Here is a 26,694-nt window from a genome sequence, read left to right on the forward strand (position 1 = left end):
GTCCAGAGCTACCCGGAACAGTCACGGCAGCACTGGACGCCAGGCAGGCCGCTCGGGACGCTGACGAGAAGGCCGAACAAGCGACCGCCACGGCTATACGGGCTCTCCTGAGCGACGGTTACACCGTCCGGGATGCGGGTGCCCTTTTGGGACTGTCACCCCAACGCATCTCACAGATCGCCGCTCGAAACACTACGCGACCCACGTCAAGCGCAGCGTAGGGATACGATTCGCTGCTGCCTCCGGCTACATGTACTGGGCGGCGGTCTGCTCGACTTCGCGGATGAACTCCTCCAGCTCGGCCTCGGTCCACTGTTCGTCTTGTAGCAGCGTACCGAGGATCACGATCTGCGCTGGGAAGGAGACCTCGGCATCGACCCCGTCGAGAAGTTCCGCCTCTCCCAGCGCCGCACGGATGAGACCTTCCAGCTGAAGTGCAGGCAGATCCTTGCCCCGTTGGTACTGGTCACGGACCTGTGCGACGAACGCAGACACCTTGTTGAGGTCAGGCTCCGGCCCAAAGTGGCGGTCGACGGCGATCGCGAACGCCGCGCCGATCACCGGGACCGCGCCGTGCCAGTTCGTCCTGCCAAGAACCTCAGTCAACCGGTCGATCGTTCCCCAGTCCCGTCGAGCCATTGCCCGGATCAGATCGCCGAGTTCAGTCGGAACGCTCACGTTGACGCAACCTCGCTAAACCTTGTCGGATGTATCGGTCAGCCCGGCGGGCTGCCAACCCAGCGATAAGAGCTGCCACGACGAGGTGGCCCGCCGCGTCGCCGGCTTCGAGCTTCGGTCTCGTGTCCGTGAAGGCCACTGTAGGGGCCGATGTGCCCGTGGTTGACTGCGACCCTGGCGGGGGAGTCGCCAGGTCCCGCAGGATGTTGAGACCCGAGTCGCCCAGCTCAGCGGTTGTCTTGGCCGTGTCCTGAACATCCTCCGTTCGACGCGCCAGACGGTCCAAGAAGCTGCCGACGCCTCGGCGGGACTCGGAGCGGCGGGTGGTGTCGGCCAGGAGTTCTTCGCCGGTCGGGCCGGCGAGCGTGGGTTCGGTGGGTGCCGAGCCGGGGGCGATACGGTTGGCGTAGGCGTTGAGGTGCCCGGCGGCCTCAATGAGCAGGCGGGCGACCTTTCCGGCCTTGTCTGCGGCGGTCTTCCACTCGGTGGTGGCGTTCGTGACAGCGCGCGCCGACGCTCCTGCGCTCGCGGCGGAAAGGGACTGGTGCGCGTCGGTCACTTCCTGTTGGGCACGCAGGGCCGTCGCGGCGGCCGAGCTGAGGCCGGTCGATGCCCGAGCGATCTGGGCGATGACTTCGGCAACCGTCCCAGCCATCACAAATCCGTGCGGTACGTGTCGACCAGTTCCTCACCGACGTCCAGTCGGGCGATCGCCAACTTGATCTCGCGGAGCGCGGACCTGGCCTCGGTCAGCGCGTCGGTAGCCAGTTCATGGTTGCTGCCCTGACAGGTGTAAGTCGCCAACTCCAGGGCCTCGCCCGCTGTAGCGGCAGCCTGTTGCAAAGTGTTCATGCCGCTGCGGGCGCTCTCCAGGCCCCTGCCCAGCTGAGCCTTGACCTCGTCGACGCTCACCGAGCCGGCCTCCCCGGTCGCGGAGCCGCCGTACCGGAAGGCGACTCACGTTCGTCAGGTACGCCCGACCATAGTCGACCAGCTACGGACCGGCGACCCTGCGCGACGGATATCCGTCACCCGGGCTGGGGTCGCTGCGGCCCACCCGGCCCAGCCATCGTTGTCGACGCACCGGCCCTGCTGAGGTAGGCACGGCAACAAGCAGGCGTCACAAGTAGGGCTGCGTCCAGCTGGGCTGACCGCTCCATTCGCGTCCGGACCTGCCGATGTCAGGATGTTCGCTCGGCGACTTCGTGGTGTGATGACAGGGCCAGCACTATGAGGAGGCGTCGTCAGTGTCCGACTATCCGGTTCTCATGCACACCGTCCTGGACGCCACCGACGCCCGAGCCCTCGCTGAGTTCTACCGGGAGTTCCTCGGACTGCAATACCGTCCTGGTGACGAACCTCCGGCTGACGGAACCACCGATGACGAAGACTGGCTCGTCCTGGTCGACGGCAACGGCAACCGCAAGCTTGCCTTTCAACAGGTGCCTATATTGGCGCGGCCAACCTGGCCGTCACACGACGTTCCGAAGCAGATGCACCTGGATCTCCACGTACCAACCGTCAACGAGTTGGAGCGACACCGTCGACGAGCCGAGCAGCTCGGAGCCAGCTTGCTTCACGACCGCACCCAGAATTCAGAGGAGCCTCTCTACGTTCTCGCCGATCCGGAGGGACATCCGTTCTGCATCCTCGTCGGCTCGGGGTAGGCCAACGTACGGATCTGCCGCAATCCGGTGCGAGCACCTAACCCAGCTGTTACGGAGCGTAGCCGGCATACACTACGCGGCGCTCTAGGCTGTGGGCATTCGCCGGGAGCGTGGCAGCCTTGCCACGAACTCGGCAGCGAGGATTACATCTCCATGGCTTGCTCGGCGACGTACGTGCCCTTGCCCTGGTGGCCTTCGACCAGGCCACGGTCGCGCAGCAGCCGCAGGGCGGCTTGGGCTGTGGAGACGCTGACCTTGTACGTGTCGGAGAGCTGGGCGTATGTCGGCAGCTTGTCGCCCGGCGACAGCTCACCGGACCGGATCTGCTGGGTGATGTCATCGACGACACGTAGGTAGTCGGCAGGTCGACTGGGCATTTCAGGTACTCCTCGCAACTTCACCTCATGTGCCCATCATGCAAATATCGCACATTTCCAGTCTTCAGTACGTCAAGCGCCACGGCAACGCGCCGCCATACATAGGGACGGAGCCGCTGCTGCGCCTTCTCCGCCGTACAAGACTCGAATGTAGACAGCTCAGTATCCGAAATCTTGAGCCCGGTAATCTGCTCATCGGTCAGCTCGCCGCCGTCAAAGATGAACGAGAGCAGGTCGTCCCAGGGTCCGTGTGGTGACACCCAATCGACCACCAGCAGCCCGGCTACGTGCACGTCCAGCCGCAGGTAGGACGGCAGCTACTTCTCCGCTACGTACACGCCGCGACCGGAATGTCCGACGACGAGGTCTCGGTCGTGCAGGAGTGAGACGGCGCGGTACACGGTTGCTGGGCTGACGTCGTACTGGTCGGCAAGCTGGGCGGTACTGGGCAGCTTGGTGCCAGGCGGTAGTTCGCCGCTCTTGATCTTCGCGGTCAGTTCGTCTGCGATCCGTCGGTAATCGGCTGGTGCTGAGGGCATGGCACATCCCCTTGGTTCGGCACCACTATTCGATCACGCACAACCTCCGTCAGCAAGTGATGCAAGAAACCTGGGGTCCGAGGGTTTACCTACATCAGCTGTTGACGTAGGTTGGTGCTCGGTCAGCCCCTTGGTTCGGCAAACCCGGCGGTCGACCCCGTCAGGGCGGCACCAGCTCTGCCGTCCTGACGGCCCTCACCACGCGGCCCTGCGTGCGTACCGCCGATTGAGGCTGCGCGCGCAGGGCGGGCGGCCCGACCTCCGCACCCCCGTTCGGGGTCGGGCCGCCCTTCCACCCGCTCTACCCCGAAGACCATGCACGACCCGCGTGCTTGAAAGGCGACCTACCATGCGCAGACTCCTCGACTTCCTCCGCGTGAAGATGCCGGCGGCTGATCGGTAGCGTGCCGGCCGACCGGTCGCCGGCGGACCCCCGGCCCGGCGACGAGTTGATCATCGACGGCAGGGCGAGTGTGCAGTTCGCGGCCGGGCGAGGTTTCCGGTTCCGGGTGACGACAGTGGACAAGCGCTGGACATACGAGGGCTGGGTCTGGTTGGCCGGGTACGTGTTGGCACCGGACGGTGAAGCCCGCGAACGGCGGGAGATCTTCGTCCAGCGCGACGGTCTCCGCTGGGCTCGCACCCCACCCCGACACCGCTGACCAGGGCGGCGGCACAACTGCGACGTAAGCCGCGCCGTCTCGACCCGTACCCCTGAAGGTTTCCGACTTTGGAAGGTGGTTCCTGCTGTGCGTAGGTTCTTTGACCTGTTCCGGCGGCCGGTGCGGAGCCGGCGCAATCGGCGGTTACTCGCCGAGATCGCGCGCCACAACCAGCGGCCGATCGACGCTGCAGCCGGCCAGCGCCGGCCGGTGCGGCGGGCCCCGAACACCGTCGGCCACCTGTACGGCAGGCCGGTGCGGCCGTCGATCAGTCCCGGCCTGGTCCGCGAGCGCCGGTTCACCGGCCGGACCCGGCGCGGCTGCGACCCCACCGAGGTACGCACGTTCCTGCACCTGGTCGCCGACGAGCTGACCGCCCTGCGCGCCGAACTGCACTCCACCCGCGACGAAAACGTGCGGATCAAGCAGGCGTTGCGGGAGTGGCAGTCACAGCAGTTCCAACAGTTTCAGGCAGGGACGGGGGTGGCCGGGTGACCGGGGTCAACGGAGTGCCCGCCGGCCCGGTCGTCCGTGTCGTCGGGTTCGGGTCCGAACGGCGGCGGGCGCAACTCGTGGTCACCGTCGCCAACCTCGACACCGGGGCGGTGGCCTCGACCAGCCTCGTCCCCGGCTCGTTCACGCCGCTGCCGACACCAAACGGCACCTGGTGGCTGCCGTACGCGCCGATCGTCACCGACCTCGCCACCCGCGCCGGGGTGGCTGCCGCGACACTGTGCGATCCGGACTTCCCCGACGAACCCGGCCGGCTCCCGTCGTCCGGGCTGACCCTGCCGATCCAGTGGCAGCCCGGCACCCCGGAGCGGGACCGCCACCGGTGGGAGGCGTCGGCGCTCGCCAACCGGCTCACCGCGCCGTGGCTGGTCCTGATCGGCCGCAGCAGCGCACCGCGGCCACCGGGCGACCCGGCCCGGCTGCTCGGCCGGCTGTGCGCGCTCGCCGACCAACTCCACGTCGACCTGGTCCTCGAAGCCCGACCAGCGTCGACCCCGAGCGGGCTGAGCTGGGACATCCGGTACGAACTCGCTGGCGGGAAAGTGCCCGACTACCCGCACCGCTGGGTAGCCGACCTGCCGGCGGCGATCGCCTCGATCAGCCCGGAACGGGCCGCGTCCGGGCTGGCCGTGGCCGACTGGAACCTGCCCGCCCACTACCTCACCGAGGCTGCCCTCACCCCGCACCCGGTGCCGGTCGGGCTCGACGGTCACCCCGGCGGCCACGACCTCGACCAACTCGAACGACGCATGATCGCCGACGCCGAGCAGCACGGCGGCGCGCAGGCGATCTGGCGTAACCGGCACTGGTGGCACACCAGCCTGCGACCCGACGACACCGAGCCGGGCGGGGTCGGCGGCAGGTTCCGGCGCGGCTGGGAGCCGCCAGCGCCGAGATACTGGGGCGAGCCGATCCCCACCCACCCCTGCCCGCGCTGCACCAACGCAACAGATCCGCCGTACTGCACCGACTGCTACGGCACCCGCCGGGTCCGGCACGGCGCCGTCGTCACCGTCACCGACCTGCGCGGCCGCACCGTGCACCGTAACTGGCGACCCGACGACGACCCCACCGGACCTACTCTCGCCCACACCGACCGACCATCCGGCACCAGCGTGTGGCAGTTGCCCGAGCACTACCGGATCGGCTCCCTCGCCGCCGAGTTCGGCGTACAGCCCACCGACCTGACCGACATCGACGGCGAGCACGTCATCGACCAGCACCTGCGCAACGGGGTCAGCCAGATCCACCACGGCCGCGACCCGCTCGCCGCGTACCTCGCCGAAGCCGCCGCCGCCCACGACGGCGCCCGCGTCATCGCCCGCGCCACCGACTGGCCCGGCCCCACCCTCGACCAGCTGGCCCGACTCGTCACCGGACTCGGCCTCGCCCTCGACATCACCGTCGTCGACCACCGCGACAGCATCGGCCGACCGGAGCTGATGCAGGGCCACACCTGGTCGGTCCAGGTCGCCGACCCGGCCACCCCGCCGACCGTCGACCCGGTCCCCACCAGCGCCGCCCTGCCAGAAGCTGTCGCCCTCTGCCACCGCTACCTCTACGGCGCGCTGCGCGCGACCATCCCCACCGACCCCGAGAAGCCCATGTCCGTCCCCCACCGGCCGGCGACCGCCGGCCCAGCTCCCGACACCACCAGCTTCATCACTGAGGTACGCCACCAAGCCGCCACCCACCCCGGCACCCCGGCTACCGTCCGCATCCACCCCGACCGCACCCACCCCACGGCAACCTGATGACATTTCATGAGTACGCCGGCCGAAGCACGCACCCCGTGGGAGACTTCATGCGGCCGCAACTGAGCCGAGCCCCTACATCCCCCCGTCGATTGAAAACGGGAACTGCAAATTTAGCCGGCAGATACTAACCGTCCTGGTAAAGACATATTGCCGGGTTCGTTACAAACTATCGTAAACTGCCGGTGGCGAAGAGAGCGCAGCCAGACCGCGATTCACCCCATCGCCACCGGCAAAGCCAGCGAGCTAAATATCAGAGCCGATCCTCAAGAGCCACTAACAAACGCGGACGGCATCGAGAATGTTATCGTATGGACCCATTCCAGTATTGTATTCGAACGCATAGGAGCTAAACAGGAGGGTCCATTGGTTGACGCCGTTCCAGTTGTAGAAATGGCTAGCAGTATTTGGTGTTTGATTGTTCACCCAGGATGAGATTCGATCGTTCCAGTACCCACCCCCAGGGAATGGAATGGCACCAAGATCCTTGAACTGGCAGTAATAGAAAGAAATGATCGCACTACTAGGATGCAAATTTGGTTCTGTATAAAGACAAAGATATTCATAGTAGCAGCCGTAGAAATAGTCATCTGCGGCGGGCGAAATTGGCTCGGCGTTCTTGGCTACATGAACTGCGGACGGTGCGGGTGGAGCGATGCGCTTAGTGACGGTCGGCATTTCAGCTGCGGTGGTGTTGGCGAAGCGCTTATCCCGCGGATGATCGGCAGGCAGTGTGACGAGCACGCCGGGTGCCGCTCGGACCGTGTTCTCGTCGATAGCGATAGATCCTGGATAATAGTCCAGCAGAGACTGGAGTGCCATCGAGTGTTGAGGCGTTGCTGGAAGACTCTTAGCCTGCACTGGTGAGGCCGCTGAGGTCAGGATAACCATCGACACAGTCACAAATGTCAAGAGCGTGCGTCCAATACGTTGGTTCACCAAGATCTGGACTCCCCCTGCTCCATACACACTGGAACGGGTGACGCAAGCTGTTTCCTAGCAAGCTAAAACCAATCGCGACAGGCACCCGTAGGTCGATCCACGGCGGTCGACCCACAGCCGATTGTATCGGCATCTACCGATGCACAGAGGTTATTTGAGCGGATTGCGGTGCGCCATGCTCGCCTTCCATGATCGACATGATAGAGAGTGCTTGTAGGACGACCGCCTGATGCCAGGGCTAGCAGGGGAGATCTAACCCGAGTTAGCCGAAGGAGTGACAGAGTGCGATCGGATAACAGAATGGTAACAACGTCGATTATGGTTCGTGCCTCAGTCAGGCCGGCGACCTACCTGCGTCGTTCACGATGACCTGGCGTAGCAGGGCGCTGTTGGTGGTGCCGAGGAACACGAACGACGTCGCATCGAAGATGAGCGTCGTCCCTTCGGGCATGCCCACCGCTACCCCATCCCGGTTGGCAAGGTCTCGTGCCTGCTGTCGGACGGTCACGCCTGGCAGCGAGGCCAACGCGTCGAACAAAGCGCTTCGCTGAGGTGAGGTGAGGTACCTACCACCGACCAGCAACTCACCGGCCCGCTGGAAGACGAGCGCATCAGTTGCTCTGCCACCTGGGGAGGCAGAGGACGTGACCCGCAGCTCTGACTGCGCTTCCCCCCCCGAAGACACATCGGCTCGGAGCCAGTCGAGCACCGCTGCTGGGCTGTCCGGCATCTCCGCGTCGTACCCCCGCTGCAGCGCACACGGCTGGTCACTGATCGGATCGGCGGCTGGACCGGAACGATTCGGTGAGCAGGCCGGCAGCACTAGGTCGTTTGGCTCGGCCTGGTCCTGCTGGTACGCCCTGTCCCGGATCAATCCGTCCTGAGCACCGTCTGCCGAAAGCCAGATCTGCCGCAATACCCGCGGCCCGTCTCTAATGGTGAAGCCACCGTCCGGATGCTGCACCTGGTTGATCGGGCTCGCCACTGTCTCGGTGAACACGAACTGTCCAGTTTCCGGGACGGGGAGGTCCGCTTCGTGAGCCACCAAGGCGGCGGTACGCAGGATGGAAGAAGCCTCGGCCGTGCCCGACGATGGCGCTGATCCACCTACCGGCCACCCGCCCCCTACGGCTGCGGTGGCGAACACGAGAACGGCAGCTAATGCCGCTCCTGCTAGGCCGAGGTTCAACCGCCGGCCGGGCCATACCGTGCCGCCGCGCGGCACTCCTGTCTTCGGGCTGGGTCCATCGAGGATGCGGTCACGCCAGGCTGTCGGTGCATCCCCGGCGTCCGGAGCCAAGTCGGCACCGAGTTCCTTGAGCCGATCCATCTCACTCACGCCCTGCTCCATCTCCTCCACCATCGCTCCTCGCGCTCAGTACCTGTCAAAGTGCTCCGGGCCGGGTCGCTCTCCAACACGTCCCGCATCCTGCGGCGTGCCCGGTTCAGTCGTGATCGGACCGTGCCGATCGGGATTTGCATGACTCGAGCGACCTCCTCGTAGCTCAGGTCGCCCCAGGCAACCAGGAGAAGCACGTCCCGCTCCTTGCGGCCGAGCCGGGCGAGCGCCGTGGCCAACGGTCCTCGCCACGCCTGGGCAGACGCTGCGGCTGCCACCCGATCCGCCAATGCCTCTTCGCCACCGTCGGGCTTCACCCGCAGATACGCCCGGTACCGGGCGCTCTCGGCGCGGTAATGTCGGGCCAACTCACGGTGCACGATCGCGAGCAGCCACGGAAACGCGTTGGGATAGCCAGGGTCGTAGGTGTGCCGGGCGCGGAACGCGGCCACGAACGCGTCCGCGACGACGTCCTCGGCAATCTCCCGGCCCACCCGTCGGTAGGCATAGCCGTACAACATCCCGGCGTGCTTCTCGTACACCTGCGCGAATCGATCGGGGTCGTCGAGCGACGCGACGATGATCGCAGCATCATTGGTCGACTCCGCCGCAATGCCCCTCACCCGGAGCCCAGCGGTGGCGATAGGTTCACGATCATCTTTCCTTCCTGTCTGCATCCTCTCAGCTATCTCTATGCGCGAGCGCGAGATCGGGTTCACAGTCCACCAGCCAATCCCGAGGTTGACTTGACCCTGCAGTCATAACGCATTCAAAATGAAGTCATGGCTGTAGTGCTCACCATCCGCGACGTGCCAGAGGAGGTACGGGACCTCCTGGCCCAGCAGGCCCGCGAGCGCGGCCAGTCGCTGCAGGCGTACCTGCTGGCAGTCCTCAACCGGCAGGCTGACTTCTGCCGCAACCGGCAGCTCCTCGCCGAGCTCAGCGACGAACTCGACGACCGCAGCGGCGGAGCCGGACCGACCGCGCCGGACGCCTCCGACCTGCTCGCCCGTTCCCGCGCTGAACGGGATTTCCCGGACTCCGCGCACTCCGGGCGAGACGTCGGGTGATCGTCGTCGACGCCTCGGTCCTCGCCAGCGCGCTCGTCTACAGCGACGACCGCGGCCGCAAGGCCCGCGTTGTCCTGAGCCGAGACCCCGAGTGGGCGGCACCGGAGCACTGGAAGGTCGAGGTCTTCTCTGTCATGCGAGGGCTCGCCCTCGGCGGAAAGATCACCAACGAGACGGCGGCGCGGGCGGTCGACCGGATCAGCCGCCTCGGCGTCGACACCGTCCCGATCGACGACCTGCTTACCCGGATGTGGCAGGTCAAGGCGAACATCAGCGCGTACGACGCCCCCTACGTCGCCCTCGCGGAGCGCCGCGCACTGACGCTGGTGACCGCCGACGGCAAACTCGCCCGCGCGGCGAGCGCGTACTGCCGGGTCGAACTCGTCGCGTAGCGGGACGTGGCTCCGGCGGTCAGGTCTTCCGCCTAGGCAAGCGCTTTCCTATGCTGATCCGATGATTCGGATCGACGACTCGCTGACCCCGGCCAGCCTGCAACCCAGGATCGACCGCCTCTGGGAAGCCTCCGCCCACAAGATCGACTCGATCGAGAAGACCTGCCCGCCCGGGTCGGCGTCGCCGGTCTTCACCGTCGACGGCCGGTACGCCGCGCGCGGCTGGACCGAGTGGACCCAGGGCTTCCAGTACGGTTCGGCCCTGTTGCAGTTCGACGCCACCGGCGAGCAGCGGTTTCTGGACTCCGCCCGCGAGTTGACCGTCGCCGTGATGGCCAGCCACGTCAGCCACATCGGCGTGCACGACCACGGCTTCAACAATGTCAGCACGTACGGCAACCTGTGGCGGCTGATGGCCGAGGGGCGGCTCCCGCACGACCGGGCCGAGCGCGACTTCTACGAGCTGGCGTTGAAGCTGACCGGGGCGGTCCAGGCGGCCCGCTGGCGGGACACCGCCGACGGCACCGGCTACGTCTACTCGTTCAACGGGCCGCAGTCGCTGTTCGTCGACACCATCCGCTCCTGCCGTGCGCTGGCGGTGTCCCACCTGCTCGGCCACGCGCTCATGGGTGAACAGGACGAGCGAATCTCGCTGCTCGGCCGGCTGATCGAGCATGCCACCAACACCGCCCGGTACAACGTCTTCTACGGCGAGGGGCGGGACAGCTACGACATCCGGGGTCGCACCGCCCACGAGTCGATCTTCAACGTCAACGACGGCCGGTTCCGCTGCCCGAGCACCCAGCAGGGCTACTCACCGTTCACCACCTGGACGCGCGGGCTGGCCTGGGCGATGCTCGGCTTCCCGGAGCAGCTGGAATACCTGGCCGTGCTGCCGGACGGCGACCTCGAACCGTACGGCGGGCGGGCCGAGGTGACCGCGATGATGCTGCGGGCCGCCACCGCCACCTGCGACTTCTACCTCGAACACACCCCGACCGACGGCATCCCGTACTGGGACACCGGCGCACCCGGCCTGGCCTCGCTCGGCGACTACCTGGATCGCCCGGCGGACCCGTACAACGATCATGAGCCGGTCGATTCGTCAGCCGCCTGCATCGGCGCACAGGGGCTGCTGCGACTCGGCCGCTACCTGACCGGTGCCGGGCAGCCCGACGCCGGTCGCCGCTACTGGCAGGCCGGGCTGACGGTGGCCGGCACCCTGTTCGACGAGCCGTACCTGAGCACCGACACCCGCCACCAGGGACTGATCCTGCACTCGATCTACCACCGACCGAACGGCTGGGACCACGTGCCGGCCGGCAGCCGGGTGCCGCACGGCGAGTCGAGCATGTGGGGCGACTACCACGCCCGCGAACTGGCGCTCTACCTGCAGCGGGTGGCCCGCGACGAGCCGTACTACACGTTCTTCGGCCCGGCCGACGCCGGCGCCACCGACGGCACGGGCAGCGCCGACAGCGCGGGCACCGTCGGGGGCGGGCGGTGACCGCCTCCGCGCGGGTCGCCATCGTCACCGGCGGTTCCCGGGGGATCGGGCGCGGGATCGTGCTGTCGCTCGCCGCCGCCGGGTACGACGTCGTGGTCAACTACGCCCGGAACGCGACGGCAGCCCAGCAGGCCGGCGAGCAGATCGAGGCGGCCGGCCGGCGGGCGCTACTGGTCGGCGCGGATGTGTCGGTCGGCGCGGACCGGCAACGGCTGGTCGATCAGACCGTCGCGACCTTCGGCCGGATCGATCTGCTGGTCAACAACGCCGGTGTGGCCCCAGATGTGCGGGCGGACCTGCTCGACGCGACGGAGGAGTCCTTCGACCGGCTGATCGACATCAATCTGAAGGGTCCCTATTTTCTGACCCAGCAGGTCAGCCGAGCCATGATCGACATGGTGGCGGCCGGCACCGTCACCGCGCCGAAGATCGTCATCGTCTCGTCGATCAGCGCCTACACGGCGAGCGTCAACCGGGGCGACTACTGCGTGGCCAAGGCCGGCCTGGCGATGACCACCCAGTTGTACGCCGCCCGCCTCGCTGAGCACGGCATCAACGTCTACGAGATCCGGCCCGGCATCGTCGCCACCGACATGACCGGCCCGGTCCAGGCGAAGTACGACGATCTGATCTTCAACCAGGGTCTGACGCCGATCCGCCGGTGGGGGCAGCCGGACGACGTCGGGCGGGCCGTGGTGGCGGTCGCCACCGACCTGCTGCCGTTCAGCACCGGCCAGGTGATCGACGTCGACGGTGGCTTCCACGTACGGACGCTGTAGTAGCCAGCGGACGCCTCAGCCTGCCGGCACCCCTACGGGTGACCGATAGGGGGTCGACCAGGGCTGCACCCGGAGGTGCCGACGTCGACCGGCCGGCAGGATTCGGAGCATGGACATCGCTCTGGTCGGCTGGTTGGCGTTGACCGGTGGCTGGCTCGCCGCCGCCGTGATCGCCGAATCGCTGCCGTCGGCGGGCAGCCCGGCCGCGCTGCGGCGCCGGGTCGGCTGGCTGACCGCGTTCGTGCTGGCCGGCCTGGGTGGGATCGCCGGGTTGATCGGTGGCGGGGCGGCCAGCGCACAGGTGTTGCTGGTCGCTGTGCCGGCGGCGGCGGTCGCGGTGGTGACCCTGCCGCGCCTGCGGCGGCTGTACGGCGGATCGGCGGCATTCGTCACCGCGCCCGCCGCGCCGAGTCCGCCAGGGCTGCTGGCCCGCGCGGCGCACCCGTTGGTGGCGTTGCCGGTGCAGGTGACGGCGGTGGCGCTGGTGCCGGTGGCGGCGCGGTACTTCGGTGGTGTGCCAGGGCTGGGGGCGGTGGCCGACGCGCTGGTGCTGACGGTGGCGGTGATCCTGCTGGTCGCGGTCGGGGTGCGGCATGCGCTGCGGCACAGCGCGCTGGCTGAGCAAGCTGGGCACGGTTGAGCCCCGGGACGCGCCCGGGGCTCAACCGTGGGTCAGTCCAGGTCGAACTCGCCGTCCCGGGCACCGCCGAGGAAGGCGTCCCACTCGTCGGAAGTGAAGATCAGGACCGCTCCGGTCGGGTTCTTCGAGTCGCGAACCGCGATGGCCTGGTCGACGAACGCGATCTCCACGCAGTTGTCGCAGTTCGGCCCGCTGCGCGAGCTCTTTCGCCAGGCCGCACGGGTCAGGTCTACCCGAAGCCCCTTGACCTCGATGTCCACAATGGCTCCTTCGCGCGTTCAGCGATCATCGCGACGGACTCCTCGGGAGTGAGTGCCGCCGCGCGTATGTGATCGAAGATAAATATGTATTTGCGTAGTTCTTCGGTCTTCTCCAGGAAGAGCCCACCGGTGGCGTTCTCCGCGTAGACGACATCCGCGTCGCTGGGCTCCGGAAAGTCGAGGATGGTGAACGTCCCGTCCATTCCCGCGTGTGCCCCCACCTCGAACGGAAGGACCTGCAGGGTCACGTTCGGCAGGTCCGCCGCCTCGACGAGGCGGTGCAGTTGGGCGCGCATCACCGCGTCGCCGCCGACCGGCCGACTCAGCACCGCCTCATCGAGCACCGCCCATACATCGATCTGATCTTCCTGTGTCAGTAACGACTGACGCTTCAGTCGGACATGGACGCGGTGGGCAACTTCTTCGTCGGTGATGTCGGGTCGGGCCGAGCGGATCATCGCCTGGGCGTAGTCGGCGGTCTGCAGCAGACCGGGAACCACCTGCTGCTCGTACGCCCGGACCGACCGGGCCGCCGCCTCGAACCCGACGTACGCGCCGGTGAGCACCGTGGAGTACGGATGCCACCAGCCCTTCTGCCGAGCTTCCCGGGCGATCTGCACCAGCTCCTCGGCCTCGACACCGGTCACGCCGTAGATCTCCAGCATGTCGCGGACGTCCCGGGGAGTCGCGGTGGTGTGTCCCGTCTCGATCCGGGAGACCTTGGAGGCGGAGCACTCCAGTCGTTCGGCCACCGCATCGATCGTGACTTTCGCGGCTTCCCGCCGCCGGCGCAGTTCGGCGCCGAGACGGCGGCGACGGACGGTTGGGCTTCGGCGCTCGGTCACCGGTCACCTCCGGTCAGGGGTGTATGGGGCAGTCGGCCGGACCCCGCGCACGCGGTTGAGGGGCGACGGGGGTTACGTCGCGAGCGGTCGTGCGTGGACGGGGAGGGAGGCCGACGCGGAAGAAAGCCTGTTCAGTCTGCCGCCCGTACACGTAGGACTTCAAGCAGCAATCGACTGAGTGATTTTCGCATCGCGCCAAAACCACTTTGCAACTTGCATCGAAGGCGACGGTAGTGCACCCTTTGCGTAGGCCCCAGATCACTCAGCGTTCATCCAAGATCGTATCCGCCGCGGTTGCGCCGTACCGCGACGGTGCCTGCTGTCCGGACACCCACAACGCCGTGCCCGTCTGACCACCGGCTCCACCGGTGGAGCATCCGACAGTGCCCGGTGCGAATCCGCATGCCCGGCAGCAATCGGACAACGGCAGCTCGGAACAGGAGTAGCGGTGCTACTACCCCGCTCAGGAGACGTCCTCCACGTGACCCGTGCGGCAAGCGTGCAGTTCCTCGAGCCGCTCCTCTTCCGGGTGATCCGGGTCCACGACTGGCCGACCTACCAGGGTTGGGTCTGGCTGGACGGCTACGAACTCAACGCCAGCGGCGAGGCCGTCGACCGACGCTCCATTTTCGTCCAGATCGACGGCCTACGCCAGCTCCGGGTGGTGGCCGACCGGCCGGGTCGGACAGCCGCCCGGCGGCCGGCTTCGGCGGTGATGTCGGCGCGGGCCAGCTGACCCCGGCTCAGTCCTCTTCTCCGTCGCCCGGCTCACCGGTCGGCCCGACCGACCCGGTCGGTTCAGCCGGACCCGTCGGCTCGGAGTTGGTCGCGGCGATCACCAACAGGATCTCAGTACCGGGCGGCACCTCCGCTCCGGTCGGCGGATCTGTCTCGAGCACCGTGCCAGCCGGCTGGTCCGAACCGCGCTGTTCCAGCCGGTACACCAGGCCCCGCTCATCGAGCTCGGCACGGGCGTCCGCCAGCGACAGCCCGGTCAGTGTCGGTACGACCACCAGCGGCGCCTCACTGGTCTGCTCCTCGGTCGGCTCCGGCTGCTCCTCGGTCGGCTCGGGCTGCTCCGTCTCCGGCTGCGAGGTCGGCCCCGTCGCGGTCGGAGCAGCCGTCGGCGTCGGCCCGCCCGGATCCGTGGAGTCGTCCAGCGTGCTGGCCCACCAGATCACCAGGCCGACCAACGCGACCAGCAGCAGCACCAGGACACCGATCAGGATCGGCAGCCACCACGGCCGGCCGCCGCCTTCCGTACCGCCCGGTCCCGGCCAGTCGCCGGTGCCGCCGCCACCCGCCGCCGGGCGCACCGGCACCCCGGCCCGGCCGGACCACGCCGGCTCCCGAGCACCACCGGCGGCGGAACCAGCCGGAAGGTCGGGTGCGGTCGAGCCGAGGTGCCCGCCCCGGTCGGCGACCGTCGCCCCCGGGTCGCCTCCCGGTGTGCCGGGCCGACCGAGCGGCTGGTCGGACCCACCGGTCGACTCGGCCTGGTCACCTGACCCACCGGCCCTGGTCGCCCAGGGGTCGACCGGCCGCGGCAGCTGGCTTGTGTAGTCCCCGACGTCACGCCCCGCCGAGCCGTCCTCCGCAGGATCCCTCGGTCTGTCGGCCATGACTCGTCCTCTCCGTACTACCGGTACGTGCCACCGGGCGTGACTGTCGGTAGAGCTCAAGATAGCGACCCGCCCGCCGGACAGCGTGCCCCACGCCCACAAGTCGCCGGAGTTCGCCACTACCGCTACAGTGCCCGGCATGGCCGTACGAGGCTGGGGAAGATCGGTCGCGACGGCGACCGGCATCGCTGCGGGCGCAGGTGCCGCGCAGCTCGGTCTGGGCTACGGCCTCGGCATAGTTGCCTGGTTACCGTCAGTTGACGGCGGAGGAGAGGCTTCCTGGGTCGCCAGCCTCGCCTGGGCGACGTGGATCACGGCGACCTCGGTGGTGATGGGTGCCGTCGTCGCGGACCGGCTCGCGCCGTCACCTCCCAACTCGGAACCGTCGGCCGGCGCCGATCCGGATCGAACGCCGGACAGCCTGCTGACCGCAAGCCTGTGGCGACTCGCCCTGGCCGCAGCGGCCGCGATCGGGGGAATGCTCACGGTCGCCCTGATCGCCGTACCCGCGCGCAGCGCGACCCGGGCCGACACCTTCTCCCCACAGACCATCGCCGCCGGGTACGCGATGGTGGGCGCGGTCGTCGGACTGCTGATGGCGATCTGGGCGGTCGCCTCCCGGGCGGCGGCGGCGAACGCCATCGCCACTGTCGGCTGGCTCTGGCTGCTGGCGGTGGTCGCGGTGATCGACTCGGTGATCTCCGGCACCGGGCTGACCAGCGCCCAACTCGGCGTCTGGCAGATCACTGCGGACAGCGAACAGTACTGGTTCCGCAACATCTACCTACCTGGGGCGGCGCTGTCACTGGGTTCGGCGTTCATCATCGGCGCGGTCTCGGCCTGGCCGGCCGCCCGCGACGCGCGTCGCCGGGTGGGCGCCGCGATCTCCGGCGGCGTCGGCCCGGTGCTGATCGCCGCCGCGTACTTCCTGGCTGCCCCCCGGCTGGTGGGACCGCGGGCGGAGCAACTCTCGGCGCATCTGCTCGCCCCGTACGCGGTGATCGCCGGCCTGGCCGGGTCGGTGCTGGTCACCGCGATCGCGCAGCGGCTGGAGATGTCCCGCCGGCAGCCCGCCACCGCCACCGCCACCGACCGCGACCACGACGGCGCTTCGGCCGCCGACGCGTCTGCCGATGGCCGGGACGATGCCTCCGGCTCCGGCTCCGCTGAAGGCCGCGACGCGCCGGTGCCGGAGCAGCCGACCAGTGGCCAGGTGGCCGACGCCCCGGCTCGGGGCACGGCTTCGGTCACCGGCGGTGGCCGGCCCAAGCCGACCACCCCCGATGGCAGCTGAACAACGCGAATCAGTCGACCGGCCAGGTGTGCACCGGTTCGTTGCTGCGTTGCAGTTCGGCGTAGCGCTGCAGCATCTGGTGCAGCGCGTCGGGTCGGGCCAGGCCCTGCTCCCGCTCGGCCCGCCAGACCGACTCGGTCTGCCAGACCGCACCGTTGCGCCTCAACCGACAGCGTTGTTCGATGATGCCGAGCAGCCGGTCACGCTGCTGTGGCGAGACACCGAACCGGTCCAGCCCGGCGTACGCCTTGGGAAGCAGGACATCCAGCACCAGATCGGTGACCGGAATCTCGCCGAGCTGCGGCCAGTGCATGTGTGCGGCGATCCCGCGCCGCGCAGCCTGGTGGAAGTTCTCCTCGGCCGCACCGAAGCTCAGCTGGCTCCACACCGGGCGGTCCGCCTCGGCAAGCTCCCTGGCCAGGCCGAAGTAGAAGGCGGCGTTGGCGAGCATGTCGACGACGGTCGGCCCGGCGGGCAGCACCCGGTTCTCCACCCGCAGGTGCGGTCGACCGTGCATGATGTCGTACACCGGCCGGTTCCACCGGTAGACGGTGCCGTTGTGCAGCCGTAGCTCGCTGAGCTCGGGCACGCCGCCGGCCTGCAGCACCTCGACCGGGTCCTCGTCGGCGCAGATCGGCAGCAACGGCGGGAAGTACCGGACATTCTCCTCGAACAGGTCGAAGATCGACGTGATCCACCGTTCACCGAACCACACCCGGGGCCGTACGCCCTGCGCCTTCAGCTCGTCCGGCCGGGTGTCGGTGGCCTGCTCGAACAGCACGATGCGGGTCTCCGCCCAGAGCTGTTTGCTGTAGAAGTACGGTGCGTTGGCACCGAGCGCCACCTGGACCGCCGCGATTGCCTGGGACGCGTTCCAGTAGTTGGCGAAGTTGTCCGGGGAGACCTGCAGGTGGAACTGCACGCTGGTGCAGCCGGCCTCCGGGGCGATCGAGTCGGTGTACGCCTGCAGCCGCTCCACCCCCCGGATGTCCAGCCGGATGTCCTCCCCGCGGGCGGCGACGATCTGCTCGTTGAGCACCCGGTAACGCCCGTTGGTGGAGATGTTGTTCAGCACCAGGTGCTGTGGGGTGAGGGTGGGCAGGATGCCGATCAGGATGATGGCCGCCTCGGCCTTCGCCGCCCGGTCACCGGCGCGAGCCAGGCTGGCCTGCAGGTCGGCTTCGTAGTCGGCGAATCCGTCGGCCTCGATCAGCCGCGGGCGCGCGTTGAGTTCGAGGTTGAACTGCCCGAGCTCGGTCTGGAAGGTGGGGTCTGCGAGGTTGGCCAGGATCTCCGCGTTGCGCATCGCGGGCTCCGCGTACGGATCTACCAGGTTCAGCTCGATCTCCAGCCCGGTCGTCGGCCGGTCGGCGTCGAACTTGAAGTCGTCGAGCATCAGCGCGAAGACGTCGAGGCAGCGGCGGACCTTTTGCCGGTAGCGTACGCGATCCTCCCGACTGAACGACGCGCGTGAACCGACATCCCTGCCCATAATGCCCTCCCCGGCGCGCCCCGAACGGCCGCCGCCACGCTCGCTGGCCGAGCGGCGCGGCAGAACCGTTCCGACTGTGTGGTGGTGCAACCCTGCTCGACCGCAGCTGTCGTCGGCTCCCCCAGCCGGGACAGGCGTTGATCGCCCCAAAGTGAGCGGACCGAAGCGCTCGGTTTCACCTTTTCACATCCGACGGGCGTCTTCTACTGGGGTTACTACAGACAGCGGCACCCCGGTCACCGAGGAGGTGGCCGGGGTGCCGCTGTGTCGCGCCGGGTACGGGCGCCGGGGTTCACCCCTGACGGATGGCCTCGCCCTCGATCTCGATCTTGATCTTCTTGCCGACCAGCACGCCGCCGGTCTCCAGGGCGACGTTCCAGGTCAGGCCGAACTCCTCACGGTCGATCTCGGTGCTGGCGGTGAAGCCGAAGATGTCCTGGCCGAACGGGCTGCGGCCGGCGCCCTCGAACTCGACGGCGAGCTCCACCGGCCGGGTCACGTCCTTGACCGTCAGGTCACCGGCGAGCACGAACTCGTTGCCGCTGTGCGAGACGATCCCGGTGCTGCGGAACTCGATGGTGGTGAACTTCTCGACGTCGAGGAAGTCGCCGCTTCGCAGGTGGGCGTCCCGGTCGGCCTGCCCGGTGTTGATGCTGGCCGCCTGCAGCACCGCGGTGACCGACGACTGCAGCGGGTCCTCGGCGACGGTGATGGTGGCGGTGGCGTCGGTGAACTCACCTCGGACCTTGCTGACCATCATGTGGCGGGCGACGAACCCGACCCGCCGGTGGGCCTGGTCGAGTTCGTAGGTGCCGGCGGTGGGGATGGTGATGCCGTTCCACTCGCGGGTGGTCTGGTCGGTGCTCATGGCTGCTGCCTCTCGCGGGACATCCGGTTGAAGGGAACATGTGCGACAGCAACAATAGACTAGGCAATATTCCTCATGTCAAGTACTGCTACGATGACCTGGTGACCGAGAACCTCGCCGACGATCCCCGGATCACCGCGATCGGCCTCCTCTTCGAAGTCCACACCGGGCTCGCGGCCCGCTTCGCGGCGCAGTTCGAGGAGCACGGCCTGTCGACGGTCGAGTTCGAGGTGCTGATGCGGCTACGCCGTTCCGCAGGTCACCAGCTGCGGATGACCGACCTGGCCGCTCAGGCTGCGCTGTCCACCAGTGGCGCGACCCGGGTGGTCGACCGGATGGTGCGCGACGGGCTGGTCTGCCGGCGCGCCTGCCCGTCCGACCGGCGCAGCTCGTACGCGGTGCTCACCCGGGCTGGACAGCAACGCCTCGACGACACCCTCCCCGGCCACCTGCAACTGATCGACAAGTGGTTCACCGGCCAGTTCGAGCCTGCGGAGTTGGCGACACTACTCGACACCCTCCGACACCTTCGTGACGCGGTGCATCCGCAGGCAACCGCCGGCAGTGACGAAGTGACCGCGCCGGTCCGTTGACCGACGCCGGCACCGGCAGAAGGACCGGCAGAAAGCACCCTTGATCAACGACATAAAGTTCTGAAAGCCGCAAACAGCTCGGATGGGCCGGATAGCGTACTGGCGACCGGGAACGTAACGGGGGGTGCGGCGCGAAGGCCAGGACATCTGGTCCAGGCCGGGGGGCGATTCCGCGCCAACCCGGGGGGCGTGTCGACGTCCGGCGGGCGGCCAGTGATGGCCCCGCCGGACGTCCGCGTCCTGACCTGATTCATCCCTGACCCACCGCCTCCCGTTCCCGGGGCAGCAGGGTGATCCCGGCACTGTGGCAGGCCGCCACCAACCGGTCCCGGGCCGAAGCCCGCGACGCCGTCGTCTCAGCGTGCACCACCAGCTCCACCATCGCCTCCACCGCGTCCCGCGGCTCTGGGCCGTTGCCCAGCGAACGGGCCGCCACGGCGTACCACTCCGTCGCCAGCTCCCGTTCCCCGCGCCGCGCCGCGAGGGTCGCCTCGATCAACGCGCACCGGGGATCGTCGCCCGGCCCGGCCTGGTCGGCAGGGTGACCAGGCCGGTCCACCCCCTCCACCGGCATCACCTGGCCACGGAGCTCGGTCAGGGCGTCGGCCGCTTCCGCGAGGCGGCCGTCCTGGGCCAGCGCCAGCCCGACGATGCCCAACACCTGCCGCCGGTGACTCGGATCCCCGACGGCGGTCAACGCCGCCAACACCCGGCGTCCCAGGTCGGCTGCCCGCGCGTACCGGCCCTCAAGCCTGGCCACCTCGGCCAGGTTGGCCCGGGCCAGCAGCCGCAACCGGTCCTCGCCGGACCTGGCCGCGAGCCGGTCAACCGCCGCGAGCCGGCGCCGGGCGGCCCGCAGGTCACCCGATCGGATCTCGTGCCGGGCCAACGCGTGCTGGGCGAGCGTCATCTCCCGGATCCGGCCGATTCGGCCGGCCAGGGCAAGCACCGCCTCGGAGTGCGCCCGCGCCTCGTCGAACCGACCGGCGGCCAGGCAGGCAGAGCTGAGCACGGTACGCGCGGCCAGCTCACCCGACGTCTCCCCGAGCTCGATGAAGGTGACCAGCGCCGACCGGACCGCCGGAAGTTCCTGCGGGCCGGCGTCGTGCTCCAGCGCGAGCTGAGCCACGCCGATCTGGGCCCAGGCCCGGATCGCCGGGTCCGCGTCGGCCGACCGCGGGTCGTCGAGCAGCCGGCGCAGCCAGCGCCGTCCGGCCACGTCGCGTCCCCGGAACCGCCACCACCGGGGCAGTGCGGCGGCCAGGCGCAGTGCGGTGTGCGGGTCGTCGTTGGCCGAGTGGGCGAGCGCGGCCCACAGGTCACTGGCCACCTCGTCGAGCCGACTGACGACGGTGACCAGCTTCGGCCCGGCCAGGTCGACCGCCGCCCGCTCGGCGAGCCGCGCGAACAGCACGGCGTGCCGACGCCGGATCGCCGACAGTTCGCCGTGTGCGGCGGCCCGCTCGGTGGCCAGATCCCGCACCACGTCGATCAGCCGGAACCGGTACGGACCCGCGCCCCGGGCACCGAGCAGCCCCAACGACATGAGCCGGTCGAGGAACGGCACCGCGTCGACCCGACCGTCCTGATCCGACTGGCCGATGTCGGGCTGGCCGATGTCGAGTTGGCCGATGTCGAGTTGGCCGATGTCGAGTTGGCCAACATCCGGCTGGACCGGATCCTCGGCGAGCATCCCCTCGGCCAGCTCGACCGACCACCGGTTGCGGAACGCCGAGAGCCGACGTACGCCACGCCGTTCGGCGGGGGTGAGCAGCGCGTAGCTGGCCGCGACCGCGTCGCGCAGAGTCACCGCCACGGCTTCCCTGCTGGGTGGTGGCACGGCCAGGTCGAGCAGCCGGTCGCCGTACCGGTTGAAGATCTCGTTCAGGTCGAGCGCCCGCCCCCGGGCGGCGGCCAGCTCGATGGCCAGCGGCAGCCCGCCGAGCCGCCGGACGAGCCCGACCAGCGCGCCGACCTCGCCGGGGTGCACCGGTTCCCGGCGTACCTGCCGGAGCCGGGCCAGGAAGAGCCGCGCCGCCGGGTAGCCGGCGACCGTGGCCAGATCGGCCTCGGTGTCGGCCGGCGGCACCTCCAGCGGCGTGACCGGCCAGACCCGTTCACCGGGGAGTCCGACCGGGTGCCGGCCGGTCGCCACCACCTGCAGCGACGGAGCGGTACGGGTCAGCCAGTGCAGCGCGTCGGCCATCGCCACCGGTGCCCGTTCCACCGCGTCCACCAGCAGCAGTGCCGGGCCGTCGGCTAGCCGGGCCGCCAGGTCGTTGACCCGCCCGACGCCGAAGACGGTAGCGGTGGCGGTCAGTACGTCACTGACGGTGGAGCCTTCGGTGACGACGATGCCACCGGTGCCGCCCGGATACCGGTCGGTCACCTCGGCGGCGACCGCGAGCGCCAGGCTGGTCTTGCCGACTCCGGCAAGTCCGACCAGGCTGACCAGCCCTGCCCCGGCACCGGGTCCCGCAGTCAGCAGGCCGGCCAGGTCGGCCACGTCACAGTCGCGGCCGATCAGTTCGCCGGGCAGTGGGACACCCCGGCTACGGCCGGGCCCGACCAATGTCTCGATGTCGCCGGCAGCCTCGCTGCGCGACCCGGCCGGGAACGCTGCGGTGGCGAGTGCCGGGGTCAGCTGGCGCGGGATCGTCGGACGCGGCTCGGCCGGCCGGCCCCGCGCCGCCGCGTGGAACTCGGCCCGGTCCTCGCCGGTCAGGCCGAGCGCGGCGACGAGCAGATCGACCGTGGTCCGCTGCGGCCGGGCCGTGCGGGCCCGTTCCAGGTCCCGGACGGTACGCACGCCGACCCCGGCCACCGCGGCGAGCTCCGCCTGGGTCAGGCCGACGGCCAGCCGTCGGCTGCGGAGTAGTTCGTCGAACCCGACCCTGCTCTGGTCAGGAGCATGATCCGGACTCATGGCAGGAGAGGGTACGCATTGCAGGGTGCCCGGGTCAGCTTTCCGTCCGGCTGACGACCCGAAAGGAACGGATTTCCGACACAACCGGTGAGGTGCGGTGCCCTCCGGGGCACCCTTACAAGCTCATCAAGCGTCGGCCAGCCCAAGATCACGAGCGATGATCATTCGCTGGATCTCCGAGGTGCCCTCGCCGATCTCGAGAATCTTCGCGTCGCGCCAGAATCGCGCGACCGGGAACTCGTTCATGAAGCCGTACCCACCGTGGATCTGGGTCGCCTCCCGGGCGTTCTGCACGGCGCACTCGCTGGCGTGCAGCTTCGCCACCGCGGCCTGACGTTTGAACTGGTCACCGGCGAGCATCCGGGCGGCCGCGTCGTAGTAGGCCAGCCGGGCGGTGTGCGCCCGTACCTCCATGTCAGCGATCTTGAATTGGATCGCCTGGTACCCGCCGATGAGCTGGCCGAATGCGCGGCGCTGACCCGCGTACCGGACGGACTCGTCGACGCAGCCCTGCGCGAGGCCGACCGCAAGGGCGGCGATCGCGATCCGCCCTTCGTCGAGGATCCGGAGAAATTGCGCGAACCCCCGACCACGCTCACCCAGCAGATTTTCGGCCGGAACCCGGCAATCGTCGAACGTCAACTCGTGGGTGTCCGAGGCACACCAGCCGACCTTGGAGTACCCCGGCGCGACGGTGAACCCAGGCGTCCCGGCCGGCACGATGAAGGTGGACAGTTCCTTCGACCCGTCCGGCCTGCTCCCCGTCACCGCGGTGACCGTCACCAGCGAGGTGATGTCGGTGCCCGAGTTGGTGATGAACGCCTTCGAACCGTTGATCACCCAATGGTCACCGTCGCGCACCGCCCGGGTGGCGGTCCCCCCGGCGTCGGAGCCGAATCCCGGCTCGGTCAACCCGAAACCGGCCAACGCCGCCCCGCTGACCAGCTCCGGCAGCCACCGCTCGCGCTGCTCCGGGGTGCCGAACCGGTAGATCGGCATCGCACCGAGCGAGACCGCTGCCTCCAGCGTGATGGCCACACTGGAATCGACCCGGGCCAGCTCCTCCAGCACCAGACAGAGCGCGAAGTAGTCGCCGCCCATCCCGCCGTACTCCTCCGGGAACGGCAACCCGAACAGCCCCATCTTGCCCATCTGGCGGACGATGTCGTAAGGGAAGGCATGCCGCTGGTAGTAGTCACCGATCACCGGCGCGATCGCCTCGCGGGCGAACTCGCGGACGCTCTCCCGCAGCGCCTCCTGCTCGTCGGTCAGCCTGAAGTCCATGCTCAGATCCTTTCTGGAGGACTCGCAGCCCGGTCGCCTGTCACTGGCACCGGGTGCCGCACCTGCGGTGCCGCTAGACCGGAGTGACGCCGTGCCTGCGGTGGGAGAAGTGCCGGTCCCGGCCGGTGGCCGCCGCGTACCGTCGGACCAGTTCGGCGCGCAACTGTTCGGGTCGGACGATGTCGTCGACGACGAGTTCGCTGGCGAGCCGGGTCAGATCGATGTCGCGCTCGTACTCGGCGCGGCGGGCGGCGACGAAGCCGGCCCGCTCGTCGGGATCGTCGATCGCCGCGATCTTGTTGGCGTAGACCGCGTTGACCGCAGCCTCCGCGCCCATCACCGCGATTTTCGCGGTGGGCAGGGCCAGGGTGGCGTCCGGCTCGAATCCGGGGCCGGCCATCGCGTACAGCCCGGCACCGTAGGCCTTGCGGACCACGACGCAGATCTTCGGTACGGTGGCCTCCGAGATCGCGCTGATCATCTTCGCGCCGTGCCGGATGATGCCCTGCTTCTCCACGGCGCTGCCGACCATGAAGCCGGGCACATCGGCCAGGAACAGCAGCGGTACGTTGAACGCGTCGCACAGCTGCACGAACCTGGTCGCCTTGTCGGCGGAGTCGACGAACAGCACCCCACCCTTGAACATCGAGTTGTTGGCGACCACGCCGACCACCTGGCCGGCCAGCCGGCCGAAGCCGACGGTCAGCTCGCGCGCCCACAACGCCTGGATCTCCAGGAAGCTGCCCTCATCGAGCAGTCCCTTGACGAACCGGCGCATGTCGAACGCCTGCCGTTCGCTCGCCGGCACCAGCGCGGCGAGGTCGACCCCGGCCGGCGGCTCGACCGCCGCCGTCGCCGGTGGCGGCTGCTGCCAGTTGCCCGGCAGGTAGGACAGGTAGCGGCGGACCACATCGAGCGCGTCGTCCTCGGTCTTGCACAGGAAGTGCCCGACGCCGGACTCGGCGCAGTGCACCCGGGCACCGCCCATCGCCTCCAGCGTGGTCTTCTCACCGGTGACCATCTCGACCATCCGGTCCGAGCCGAGGTACATGCTGGCGTTGCCCTCGACCATCGCCACCACGTCGCAGAACGCCGGAATGTAGGCACCGCCGGCGGCCGACGGCCCGAACAGGGCACAGACCTGCGGGATCGCCCCGGAGGCCCGGACCTGGTTCCAGAAGATCTTGCCGGCACCGCGCCGGCCGGGGAACAGGTCGACCTGATCGGTGATCCGGGCCCCGGCGGAGTCGACCAGGTAGACCATCGGCAGGCCGGCGTCGTACGCCCGCTCGATGATCCGGATGATCTTCTCTACGGTACGGGCGCCCCACGAGCCGGCCTTGACCGTGGAGTCGTTGGCCATCAGGCAGACCTGTCGACCGTCGATGGTGGCGGTGCCGGTGACCACACCGTCGGCGGGCAGCCCGTCGGCGAGGGCGTTGGCGTACCGGCCGTCCTCCACGAAGGAGCCCGCGTCGACCAGCCGGTCGACCCGTTCCCGGGCGAACAGCTTGCCCCGGGCGGCGTTCGCCGCATGGTACTTCTCCGCGCCGCCGGCCCGGATCCGCTTGTCGAGCCGATCCAGCGCCTCACCGTCCAGTGTCACGCCGCCCCCTCGCGCCAGCCCATACTAAACGATCGTTAGGCTACCGCACGACAGTCACCCTCGCGACCCCCGCCAGCGGGTCAGCTGGTCGGGGTGAGCCGGGTACGCGGGCCGGCACGCAGCACCCCGGAGGGAAGCTGCCTGCCGACCAGCTCCTCGGCCAGCGCGGCGGCGGCCAGCAGGGCATCCAGGTCGATCCCGGTCTCGACGCCCATGTCGTGCAACATGTGCACCACCTCCTCGGTGGCCACGTTGCCGCTGGCCCCGGGCGCGTACGGGCAGCCGCCCAGGCCGCCGACGCTGGCGTCGAACTCGGTGACCCCCAGCTCCAGCGCGGCCAGCAGGTTCGCCAACGCCGTACCCCGGGTGTCGTGGAAGTGCAGCAGCACCGGTACGGCCGCCTGCCGGTCGCGCACCGCCGTGACCAGCTCGCGGACCCGGCGCGGGGTGGCCATCCCGGTGGTGTCGCCGAACGCCACCCGGTCCGCCCCGTCGGCCACCACCCGGTCGACGATCCCGGCCACCCGCTGCGGGTCGACGTCCCCTTCGTACGGGCAGCCGAAGCTCGTCGCCACGATCACCTCGACGTGCGCCCCGGCGGCGTGCAGCAGCGGAATCAGCGCGGCGATGTCGTCCAACGACTCGGCGGTGGACCGGTTGACGTTGCGCCGGTTGTGCGTGTCGCTGGCCGACACCACCACTTCGACCTCGGAGAAGCCGGCGTCCAGTGCCCGGCGGGCCCCGCGCAGGTTCGGCACCAGCGCCGAGTAGCGCACCCCGGGCGCCCGCCGGGCCCGCCGCCACACCTCGTCGGCGTCGGCCATCTGCGGGATCGCCTTCGGGTGGACGAACGAGACCGCCTCGATCCGGCGTACGCCGGTGCCGGACAGCGCGTCCAGCAGGCGGACCTTGCCCTCGGTCGGGATCGGCTGCTCGTTCTGCAGGCCGTCACGCGGCCCGACCTCGCGGATCGACACGGACTCGGGAAGGGGCGTCGCTGCCATCCGTCCAGCATCCCGCGCCCGTGCCGTCCACTCAATGGGAT

General features: G+C 69.1%; 29 protein-coding genes. 12 read left to right on the forward strand and 17 right to left on the reverse strand.

The features are described 5' to 3' along the window. Positions 1-246: 246 nt before the first annotated feature. The 3 genes from O7543_RS20135 to O7543_RS20145 are packed head-to-tail and all read right to left on the reverse strand — an operon-like array spanning position 247 to position 1,590. The gene (locus O7543_RS20135; RefSeq protein ID WP_281552416.1) at positions 247-678 is read right to left on the reverse strand and encodes a hypothetical protein; all 432 of its coding nucleotides are present in this window, start codon (positions 676-678) and stop codon (positions 247-249) included. After that, on the reverse strand, positions 662-1,333 hold the full coding sequence (locus O7543_RS20140; RefSeq protein WP_281552415.1) for a hypothetical protein: 672 nt from the start codon (positions 1,331-1,333) through the stop codon (positions 662-664). Before O7543_RS20140 ends, O7543_RS20135 begins: the two co-directional genes overlap by 17 nt. Then, positions 1,333-1,590, reverse strand: a complete 258-nt coding sequence (locus tag O7543_RS20145; protein WP_281552414.1) for a hypothetical protein — start codon at positions 1,588-1,590, stop codon at positions 1,333-1,335. The genes O7543_RS20140 and O7543_RS20145 overlap by 1 nt, the downstream gene beginning before the upstream one ends. A gap of 335 nt (positions 1,591-1,925) precedes the next feature. Between O7543_RS20145 and O7543_RS20150 the strand changes: the two genes are divergently transcribed. Continuing rightward, positions 1,926-2,345, forward strand: a complete 420-nt coding sequence (locus tag O7543_RS20150; RefSeq protein ID WP_281552413.1) for a VOC family protein — start codon at positions 1,926-1,928, stop codon at positions 2,343-2,345. A 143-nt stretch (positions 2,346-2,488) separates the two neighbouring features. On the opposite strand, the gene O7543_RS20155 is transcribed toward O7543_RS20150, so the two are convergent. Together O7543_RS20155 and O7543_RS20160 are read right to left on the reverse strand one after the other, a co-directional pair. Beyond that, positions 2,489-2,722, reverse strand: coding sequence for a winged helix-turn-helix domain-containing protein (locus O7543_RS20155; RefSeq protein WP_281552412.1), 234 nt, complete (start codon positions 2,720-2,722; stop codon positions 2,489-2,491). Between the two features lie 317 nt (positions 2,723-3,039). Beyond that, positions 3,040-3,261, reverse strand: a complete 222-nt coding sequence (locus tag O7543_RS20160; RefSeq protein ID WP_281552411.1) for a winged helix-turn-helix domain-containing protein — start codon at positions 3,259-3,261, stop codon at positions 3,040-3,042. Between the two features lie 404 nt (positions 3,262-3,665). Between O7543_RS20160 and O7543_RS20165 the strand changes: the two genes are divergently transcribed. The 3 genes from O7543_RS20165 to O7543_RS20175 all read left to right on the forward strand — a co-directional run bounded on the left by O7543_RS20165 (position 3,666) and on the right by O7543_RS20175 (position 6,190). Next, complete coding sequence (locus O7543_RS20165; protein WP_281552410.1) at positions 3,666-3,923, forward strand: hypothetical protein; 258 nt, start codon at positions 3,666-3,668, stop codon at positions 3,921-3,923. 210 nt (positions 3,924-4,133) lie between these two features. Then, a complete protein-coding gene (locus O7543_RS20170) occupies positions 4,134-4,418 on the forward strand; it encodes a DivIVA domain-containing protein (RefSeq protein ID WP_281555773.1) in 285 nt (94 codons plus the stop codon). Beyond that, positions 4,415-6,190 (forward strand): hypothetical protein, encoded by a 1,776-nt coding sequence (locus tag O7543_RS20175; protein ID WP_281552409.1) that lies wholly within the window; start codon positions 4,415-4,417, stop codon positions 6,188-6,190. The genes O7543_RS20170 and O7543_RS20175 overlap by 4 nt, the downstream gene beginning before the upstream one ends. Before the next feature lie 276 nt (positions 6,191-6,466). Here O7543_RS20175 and O7543_RS20180 read toward each other — a convergent pair whose 3' ends face one another. The 3 genes from O7543_RS20180 to O7543_RS20190 form a co-directional block, all read right to left on the reverse strand. Further along, positions 6,467-7,129 (reverse strand): hypothetical protein, encoded by a 663-nt coding sequence (locus tag O7543_RS20180; protein WP_281552408.1) that lies wholly within the window; start codon positions 7,127-7,129, stop codon positions 6,467-6,469. A gap of 337 nt (positions 7,130-7,466) precedes the next feature. Beyond that, on the reverse strand, positions 7,467-8,495 hold the full coding sequence (locus O7543_RS20185; protein ID WP_281552407.1) for a CU044_5270 family protein: 1,029 nt from the start codon (positions 8,493-8,495) through the stop codon (positions 7,467-7,469). Further along, the gene (locus O7543_RS20190; RefSeq protein ID WP_281552406.1) at positions 8,468-9,190 is read right to left on the reverse strand and encodes an RNA polymerase sigma factor; all 723 of its coding nucleotides are present in this window, start codon (positions 9,188-9,190) and stop codon (positions 8,468-8,470) included. Before O7543_RS20190 ends, O7543_RS20185 begins: the two co-directional genes overlap by 28 nt. Before the next feature lie 63 nt (positions 9,191-9,253). On the opposite strand from O7543_RS20190, the gene O7543_RS20195 reads away from it, so the two are divergent. From O7543_RS20195 to O7543_RS20215, 5 genes are all read left to right on the forward strand, one after another. Beyond that, on the forward strand, positions 9,254-9,541 hold the full coding sequence (locus tag O7543_RS20195) for a hypothetical protein (protein WP_281552405.1): 288 nt from the start codon (positions 9,254-9,256) through the stop codon (positions 9,539-9,541). Next, positions 9,538-9,933 carry a type II toxin-antitoxin system VapC family toxin gene (locus O7543_RS20200; RefSeq protein ID WP_281552404.1) on the forward strand — a complete coding sequence of 132 codons (396 nt, stop codon included), beginning with the start codon at positions 9,538-9,540 and terminating at the stop codon, positions 9,931-9,933. Before O7543_RS20195 ends, O7543_RS20200 begins: the two co-directional genes overlap by 4 nt. Positions 9,934-9,994: 61 nt before the next feature. Further along, on the forward strand, positions 9,995-11,440 hold the full coding sequence (locus tag O7543_RS20205) for a hypothetical protein (protein WP_281552403.1): 1,446 nt from the start codon (positions 9,995-9,997) through the stop codon (positions 11,438-11,440). Continuing rightward, the gene (locus O7543_RS20210) at positions 11,437-12,219 is read left to right on the forward strand and encodes a 3-ketoacyl-ACP reductase (protein WP_281552402.1); all 783 of its coding nucleotides are present in this window, start codon (positions 11,437-11,439) and stop codon (positions 12,217-12,219) included. The genes O7543_RS20205 and O7543_RS20210 overlap by 4 nt, the downstream gene beginning before the upstream one ends. Before the next feature lie 109 nt (positions 12,220-12,328). Then, a complete protein-coding gene (locus O7543_RS20215) occupies positions 12,329-12,859 on the forward strand; it encodes a hypothetical protein (RefSeq protein ID WP_281552401.1) in 531 nt (176 codons plus the stop codon). Between the two features lie 32 nt (positions 12,860-12,891). Here O7543_RS20215 and O7543_RS20220 read toward each other — a convergent pair whose 3' ends face one another. Next, the gene (locus O7543_RS20220) at positions 12,892-13,119 is read right to left on the reverse strand and encodes a DUF397 domain-containing protein (protein ID WP_281552400.1); all 228 of its coding nucleotides are present in this window, start codon (positions 13,117-13,119) and stop codon (positions 12,892-12,894) included. Continuing rightward, positions 13,089-13,964, reverse strand: a complete 876-nt coding sequence (locus O7543_RS20225) for a helix-turn-helix transcriptional regulator (RefSeq protein ID WP_281552399.1) — start codon at positions 13,962-13,964, stop codon at positions 13,089-13,091. Before O7543_RS20225 ends, O7543_RS20220 begins: the two co-directional genes overlap by 31 nt. A 448-nt stretch (positions 13,965-14,412) precedes the next feature. Here O7543_RS20225 and O7543_RS20230 point away from each other — a divergent pair, with 448 nt between their 5' ends. Continuing rightward, entirely contained in the window at positions 14,413-14,700 is a 288-nt protein-coding gene (locus tag O7543_RS20230; protein ID WP_281552398.1) for a hypothetical protein, read from the forward strand. 7 nt (positions 14,701-14,707) lie between these two features. Here the strand turns inward: O7543_RS20230 and O7543_RS20235 are convergent, their stop codons facing one another. Beyond that, positions 14,708-15,586, reverse strand: a complete 879-nt coding sequence (locus O7543_RS20235) for a PASTA domain-containing protein (protein WP_281552397.1) — start codon at positions 15,584-15,586, stop codon at positions 14,708-14,710. Between the two features lie 139 nt (positions 15,587-15,725). On the opposite strand from O7543_RS20235, the gene O7543_RS20240 reads away from it, so the two are divergent. Then, positions 15,726-16,880 carry a hypothetical protein gene (locus O7543_RS20240; RefSeq protein ID WP_281552396.1) on the forward strand — a complete coding sequence of 385 codons (1,155 nt, stop codon included), beginning with the start codon at positions 15,726-15,728 and terminating at the stop codon, positions 16,878-16,880. Positions 16,881-16,890: 10 nt separating this feature from the next. Here the strand turns inward: O7543_RS20240 and O7543_RS20245 are convergent, their stop codons facing one another. Together O7543_RS20245 and O7543_RS20250 are read right to left on the reverse strand one after the other, a co-directional pair. Next, positions 16,891-18,372, reverse strand: coding sequence for a glutamate--cysteine ligase (locus tag O7543_RS20245; protein ID WP_281552395.1), 1,482 nt, complete (start codon positions 18,370-18,372; stop codon positions 16,891-16,893). Between the two features lie 292 nt (positions 18,373-18,664). Then, complete coding sequence (locus O7543_RS20250) at positions 18,665-19,240, reverse strand: YceI family protein (RefSeq protein ID WP_281552394.1); 576 nt, start codon at positions 19,238-19,240, stop codon at positions 18,665-18,667. A 101-nt stretch (positions 19,241-19,341) separates the two neighbouring features. On the opposite strand from O7543_RS20250, the gene O7543_RS20255 reads away from it, so the two are divergent. Beyond that, positions 19,342-19,833: a MarR family transcriptional regulator gene (locus tag O7543_RS20255; protein ID WP_281552393.1), complete on the forward strand. Its 492-nt coding sequence runs from the start codon at positions 19,342-19,344 to the stop codon at positions 19,831-19,833. A gap of 250 nt (positions 19,834-20,083) precedes the next feature. Here O7543_RS20255 and O7543_RS20260 read toward each other — a convergent pair whose 3' ends face one another. From O7543_RS20260 to O7543_RS20275, 4 genes are all read right to left on the reverse strand, one after another. Then, positions 20,084-22,759, reverse strand: a complete 2,676-nt coding sequence (locus O7543_RS20260) for a helix-turn-helix domain-containing protein (RefSeq protein ID WP_281552392.1) — start codon at positions 22,757-22,759, stop codon at positions 20,084-20,086. 126 nt (positions 22,760-22,885) lie between these two features. Next, positions 22,886-24,043, reverse strand: coding sequence for an acyl-CoA dehydrogenase family protein (locus tag O7543_RS20265; RefSeq protein ID WP_281552391.1), 1,158 nt, complete (start codon positions 24,041-24,043; stop codon positions 22,886-22,888). 73 nt (positions 24,044-24,116) lie between these two features. After that, entirely contained in the window at positions 24,117-25,649 is a 1,533-nt protein-coding gene (locus O7543_RS20270) for an acyl-CoA carboxylase subunit beta (protein WP_281552390.1), read from the reverse strand. Positions 25,650-25,729: 80 nt separating this feature from the next. Continuing rightward, positions 25,730-26,653, reverse strand: coding sequence for a hydroxymethylglutaryl-CoA lyase (locus O7543_RS20275; RefSeq protein ID WP_281552389.1), 924 nt, complete (start codon positions 26,651-26,653; stop codon positions 25,730-25,732). Positions 26,654-26,694 lie beyond the last annotated feature (41 nt).

Source organism: Solwaraspora sp. WMMA2080, assembly GCF_027497395.1.
In the GTDB taxonomy this organism is placed as follows: domain Bacteria; phylum Actinomycetota; class Actinomycetes; order Mycobacteriales; family Micromonosporaceae; genus Micromonospora_E.

What these genes read in the sequence shown, in the direction of transcription:
- O7543_RS20260 (WP_281552392.1), bottom strand. Translation starts at nt 22,759, where the DNA reads ATGAGTCCGGATCATGCTCCTGACCAGAGCAGGGTCGGGTTCGACGAA.
- O7543_RS20240 (WP_281552396.1), top strand. Translation starts at nt 15,726, where the DNA reads ATGGCCGTACGAGGCTGGGGAAGATCGGTCGCGACGGCGACCGGCATC.
- O7543_RS20250 (WP_281552394.1), bottom strand. Translation starts at nt 19,240, where the DNA reads ATGAGCACCGACCAGACCACCCGCGAGTGGAACGGCATCACCATCCCC.
- O7543_RS20185 (WP_281552407.1), bottom strand. Translation starts at nt 8,495, where the DNA reads ATGGTGGAGGAGATGGAGCAGGGCGTGAGTGAGATGGATCGGCTCAAG.
- O7543_RS20195 (WP_281552405.1), top strand. Translation starts at nt 9,254, where the DNA reads ATGGCTGTAGTGCTCACCATCCGCGACGTGCCAGAGGAGGTACGGGAC.
- O7543_RS20235 (WP_281552397.1), bottom strand. Translation starts at nt 15,586, where the DNA reads ATGGCCGACAGACCGAGGGATCCTGCGGAGGACGGCTCGGCGGGGCGT.
- O7543_RS20245 (WP_281552395.1), bottom strand. Translation starts at nt 18,372, where the DNA reads ATGGGCAGGGATGTCGGTTCACGCGCGTCGTTCAGTCGGGAGGATCGC.
- O7543_RS20155 (WP_281552412.1), bottom strand. Translation starts at nt 2,722, where the DNA reads ATGCCCAGTCGACCTGCCGACTACCTACGTGTCGTCGATGACATCACC.
- O7543_RS20275 (WP_281552389.1), bottom strand. Translation starts at nt 26,653, where the DNA reads ATGGCAGCGACGCCCCTTCCCGAGTCCGTGTCGATCCGCGAGGTCGGG.
- O7543_RS20160 (WP_281552411.1), bottom strand. Translation starts at nt 3,261, where the DNA reads ATGCCCTCAGCACCAGCCGATTACCGACGGATCGCAGACGAACTGACC.
- O7543_RS20205 (WP_281552403.1), top strand. Translation starts at nt 9,995, where the DNA reads ATGATTCGGATCGACGACTCGCTGACCCCGGCCAGCCTGCAACCCAGG.
- O7543_RS20265 (WP_281552391.1), bottom strand. Translation starts at nt 24,043, where the DNA reads ATGGACTTCAGGCTGACCGACGAGCAGGAGGCGCTGCGGGAGAGCGTC.
- O7543_RS20215 (WP_281552401.1), top strand. Translation starts at nt 12,329, where the DNA reads ATGGACATCGCTCTGGTCGGCTGGTTGGCGTTGACCGGTGGCTGGCTC.
- O7543_RS20140 (WP_281552415.1), bottom strand. Translation starts at nt 1,333, where the DNA reads ATGGCTGGGACGGTTGCCGAAGTCATCGCCCAGATCGCTCGGGCATCG.